General features: G+C 46.2%; 4 protein-coding genes. 1 reads left to right on the top strand and 3 read right to left on the bottom strand.

Features of this window, described 5'->3' with window-relative positions; translation table 11 throughout:
• Positions 1-301: 301 nt before the first annotated feature.
• Entirely contained in the window at positions 302-772 is a 471-nt protein-coding gene (locus P1P89_22305; GenBank protein MDF1594253.1) for a PilZ domain-containing protein, read from the top strand.
• Between the two features lie 8 nt (positions 773-780).
• Here P1P89_22305 and P1P89_22300 read toward each other — a convergent pair whose 3' ends face one another.
• From P1P89_22300 to efp, 3 genes are all read right to left on the bottom strand, one after another.
• Complete coding sequence (locus tag P1P89_22300; protein ID MDF1594252.1) at positions 781-1,887, bottom strand: hypothetical protein; 1,107 nt, start codon at positions 1,885-1,887, stop codon at positions 781-783.
• Between the two features lie 202 nt (positions 1,888-2,089).
• Positions 2,090-4,042, bottom strand: coding sequence for a response regulator (locus P1P89_22295; GenBank protein MDF1594251.1), 1,953 nt, complete (start codon positions 4,040-4,042; stop codon positions 2,090-2,092).
• A gap of 27 nt (positions 4,043-4,069) precedes the next feature.
• A complete protein-coding gene (efp, locus tag P1P89_22290) occupies positions 4,070-4,630 on the bottom strand; it encodes an elongation factor P (protein ID MDF1594250.1) in 561 nt (186 codons plus the stop codon).
• Positions 4,631-4,730: the final 100 nt, after the last annotated feature.

The raw sequence follows: 4,730 nt of genomic DNA, 5'->3' as shown, positions 1-4,730 counted from the left end.
GATTTGCCCGATCGGTTGATCGCGCTATTGGCCGCTTAGCAATATGAATGCCAACCGTTATTTGCGTTCATAGATAAATGATATTTAGAGGCTTTTAACCGTATACTATTTTATACGCCCGTTTTATATTTTAGACAGGTTTTACCTCTACACGAAATCAGGCAGGCATTTTAAAATCAGTTGGCTTTTAGGGTCCGCAACCTCATTTTTTGCTTGAAAAAGGATAACAAAAAGCATAAACAGGTGACAAAAAATCCAGCCGGATGGGATTTTTTAATTTTAAGCATTTGTTGGAGCTAAAGTGGCGGAAAAAGTCTTTATCGATTTTAAAAATGTTGCTGCGTTTGCGTGTCCGGAGTGCGGAAAGTCATGGAAAAAGGATTTGACCCCCCTGATGGACCGCATCAATAACAACGGGGATCCCATGAAATTCAAATACCCCTGCGGCCACTCATTTTCTGTCATTTTTGACAAACGCAGGCACCTTAGAAAAGCCGCGGAGTTAACCGGCGCATTTGTCCATGAAAGAAGCCAGCGTAGGGGTATCATCGAAGTTAAAAATATTTCAAAGTCCGGGATCGGATTCGATCTGAATTCAAAACAATTCATGCATGTGGGTGATCGGTTGGCACTGAAGTTTAATCTGGATGATCTTGAAATGTCTTTTGTGTACGAAGAAGGCATCGTGAAAAAAATAGAGGGCAACTATGTGGGGGTGGAGTTTTGTGAATTCAGACATAGAGAGGCCCTCGAAGCATATGTGTCTGATTGATATCGGCCTTAAGCCTGCTTTACGATCTTTAGAAAATAATTGATCCCGGTCGGTTCCGTGAACAACTGGACATCTTCGATTTCGTTTGTTGGAATCGCCCTTAGAAACTCATACATCTCATTTTCTTCGCGATAGATCAATTTCCAGCCATAAATATATTCCATAACGAATCGAAGGTCCCGGGGATTGTTGTAATTGAAGTTTCCGACAATGAGTTTGCCGCCGGGTTTTACCAGGCCGAACAGGTTTTTTGTAAGACCGGCCGTACCTTTGGTGTCATCCAGGGGATAGGTTTTAATATAGTCGTACAGACCGGCGCTGTAGACCAGATCAAAATCTTCCGGTTGAAGATCAACCAGTTCATATTTCAGCGGGATGAATATTTTGCGAAACCCCCTGAAATCCCTGCGCGGGTAGCAAAATCGCAACATGAAATCCCGCGGTATGGCGGTCTGATAATTCCCCGCCATTAAGGTAAATGCATTGGCCAGCGCGTATCGAAAGCGGGCGTTTTGGTTCGCCGGCCTGAACTTAACAAGCGTTTCCATGTCATGATCGAGGGCCATAAAACGCAAATGGTTGTCTGAAGCCGTTTCAAGATATTCCCTTATTTCCATGGCCGGTCCGGCTGCCAGGCTCAGTATCTTATCTCCATTGGTTTCCTTGATCTGCTCAATCAAATACGCTTTTCTGTTGCGAACGGACTGACAAGCCTTTGTAGAAACGGCATGTTTATGCAAAAACTTTCCAAAATTTGTCCGGCCTTCAAAGGAGTTCTGATAAATGTAATTCATCATATGGGCGTCGCCCGGATACCCGTTGGGTTTATTTATAATCCGCCAGTAGAAAGGGGCTTCCTGGACGATTTGATAATAGTCGGTGGTTTGGATATAGCCCTGATGGGCCTTTATTTGTGCCGGGCTGAAGGTGTCCGAAATTTCGGCCAGCGCATCCATGATCCCAAACCGCCAGGGATCAAACCGGTCTATCTCTGCCGACAGCTTTAGCTCCAGTTCAGGCCCCTCATCAGCAAATGAGTTCACCCGGTCACGGATGTCGATATGTCCACTTTCAAGTTCGTTAAACAGTTTTTTGAAACGGATGTTAATAGACAATAGATAAAACTCCCAACAAATGACTCATATTTTAGAAATAGAACCTGTCTCAAAAAAAGATTTTTTCAGATCTCCCGCCGAAGTTCGGCGGAACAAGAACGCGAAGCCAAGCATCAACCCGCAGGAATAGTCGCGAATTTCGAGGACTTGATGCGCGGCTTCAACGCCGATATGGGGTGAAAAGATTTTTTTGAGATAGGTTCTAACAATCATCATCCAGTACTTTTCGGATTTCCCGGGACAGCCGATGAATATTAAAAGGTTTCTGGATAAACCCGGCACAGCCGCGTCTAAGAATCTCGCCGGCCTGGCCTTCCGTGCTGTACCCGCTGGAAAGAAGGACGCGGACATCCGGGGAAAGGCTTTTCAGGGCATCAAAAACTTCGCCCCCGCCCATTTCCGGCATGATCATATCCAGGATAACCAGGTTGATGGCCTTGCTGTTGTTTTGAAAAATGGCGAAGGCCTCTTTTCCGTTCCTGGCGATAATGGTCTTGTAGCCCAGGCTTTCCAGCATTTCGCCCCCCACCTCCAAAACCATCTCCTCGTCATCCACCAGCAGAACGGTTTCATCGCCCTTCAATAAGGCTGTCGCGGCTACCTCCTCTTCTTTAAGCGCTTTTTTGTCTGAGCGGGGCAAATAGAATTTAAATGTCGTCCCCTTATTCTTTTCACTGTGTACCAGAATGAAACCGTCATGTCCTTTGACAATGCCGTATGCCGAAGCAAGTCCCAGACCGGACCCCCTGCCGATTTCCCTGGTTGTAAAAAAAGGATCGAAAATTCTTTGCTGGGTCGCTGCATCCATGCCGATACCGGTGTCGCTCACACTTGTCTCCACATAATCGCCGGGTTTTAATTCAAATGTTAAATCTTTTAGAAGGCGGCTGTTCATGGGTATATTCCGGGTTTGAATATGAATACACCCGCCTCCGGGCATGGCCTGCCAGGCATTTACAAACAGGTTTAAAAGGACCTGCTCAATCTGGCCCTGATCGACTTCGACAGTCCAAATCTGTTCCTCGTAATCGGCAGTGATGATGATTTCCTTTCGGGTGGAGCTAAACATTTTTGAGTTTTTTTCGATGAGATCATTCAGGTCTGTGGGCTGGATCATATATTTCCCGCCCCTGGCAAAACCCAGTAACTGGTGTGTCAGTTCCGATCCCCTGATAACATACTGCTCGATATTCCGTAATTTCCGATAAATCGGATCGACCGCTTTAATATCCAATAGCGCCAGGGAAGCATTTCCCTGGACCCCCATGAGCAAATTGTTAAAGTCATGGGCAATGCCTCCGGCCAACGTGCCGATGGCTTCCATTTTCTGCGCCTGTATAAGCTTGGTTTCAAGCTGTTTGCGATCCTGTTCGATTCGCTTGCGTTCTTCAATTTCTTCTCTGAGCTCCGTGTTGGTCATTTCCAGTTGGGCGGTGCGCTCCTTAACCCGCCTTTCCAGCTTGCGGTTTGCCGCCGTTATCTTTTCCTGTTCACTCTCCAGCAGATACACCAGAAAGAAATCCCTGCGGGTATAATATTCAATGGAATAACAGACCCCCATGCCGATCACATTGGCAGTGATAAAGAAAAAATTGTTGTTCATCAGAATCGGCAGCGGCGTCTGGTTGATCCAGATGGCCACGATTTCATAGAACAGCACAATAAACCACCCGGCCAGGGTGGCCCAGATAAAACGAACGCGGGTAAACGCATACCCCCACATAAACACGAGAATCAGGCCGGCATAGTAGGAATAATTGGCGGGCGGCGGTATGATTGAAATCATCACGATGATGGCGGATCCGGCGATGATCATGCTGGCCGCCAGAAGAAATTGAAGATAATTCCGGAATTGCGCGAAAAAAGAAAACAGGATGACACCCAACAGGCTGGGGCAAACGATGAAAAAGCGGATGGCCCAGAGTCTGTTTTTCATTTGCGGCACCAGTTCCGCGTCGAGGATGCCAAAAATCCCATAGAAAAAAATTCCAGCCAGCAGGGAGAACCGCACCACTTTCAGAGAATCAAGATAATATTTATCCTGGAAGGATGCTTCAAGTTCCCTGGAAAATGAAAGGGTTAATGGATTCAGCCCCATTTCCTGGGGCCCAGGTGTTGCCGGGGGGATTATGAAGTCTTTGCTATTTGTTTTCATATGGCAATCCCATCAAAAAGATTTTTTCTATTTGACGCGCTCAACATAGTTGCCGGTTCGGGTATCCACACGGATCTTTTCGCCTTGATTTATAAAAGGAGGTACCTGAATGGTAAAACCGGTTTCAAGGGTTACGGGTTTGGTGCTGCCCGCCGCAGTGTCGCCCTTGGCCCATGGTTCCGAGAATACAATTTTTAATTCAACGAAATAAGGCAGTGTGATGCCGATGGGCCTGCCGTCAAAAAAAAGCAGGCTGCAGGTTGTGTTTTCCTTTAAGAAATTCTTGGCATCACCCACCTGATCATCCGACATGAATTCCTGGGTGTAGGTCGAGGTGTTCATGAAGCAATAATTTCCACCATCACTATATAAATACTCCATTTCATGTTCTTCTAAATTGGCTTCATTGAATTTCTCGCCGGACCGGTAAGTGCGGTCAAATTGTGCCCCGGTTATCATATTTTTGAGTTTACATTTGTACAGGGCTTGTCCTTTGCCGGGTTTGACAAAATCAAACTGAACGACGATATAGGGATCCCCGTCAATCTCGATTTTCAAACCCTTTCTAAGATCACTGCTTTCATACATGGTAACCATACTCCCATATTTAATAATAGTGGGTATGCACTTTACTCAACCGACCACATGGTGTAGTATGCGGTTATGGAGGAGCCAAGACACCCTGTTG

The organism is Desulfobacterales bacterium (assembly GCA_029211065.1).
In the GTDB taxonomy this organism is placed as follows: Bacteria; Desulfobacterota; Desulfobacteria; order Desulfobacterales; family JARGFK01; genus JARGFK01.
Note: the sequence above shows the minus strand (reverse complement) of the source record. Positions and strands in the feature narration are given on the sequence as shown.

Coding starts and splice junctions, on each gene's coding strand:
- efp (MDF1594250.1), bottom strand. CDS start 4,630: ATGTATGAAAGCAGTGATCTTAGAAAGGGTTTGAAAATCGAGATTGAC.
- P1P89_22295 (MDF1594251.1), bottom strand. CDS start 4,042: ATGAAAACAAATAGCAAAGACTTCATAATCCCCCCGGCAACACCTGGG.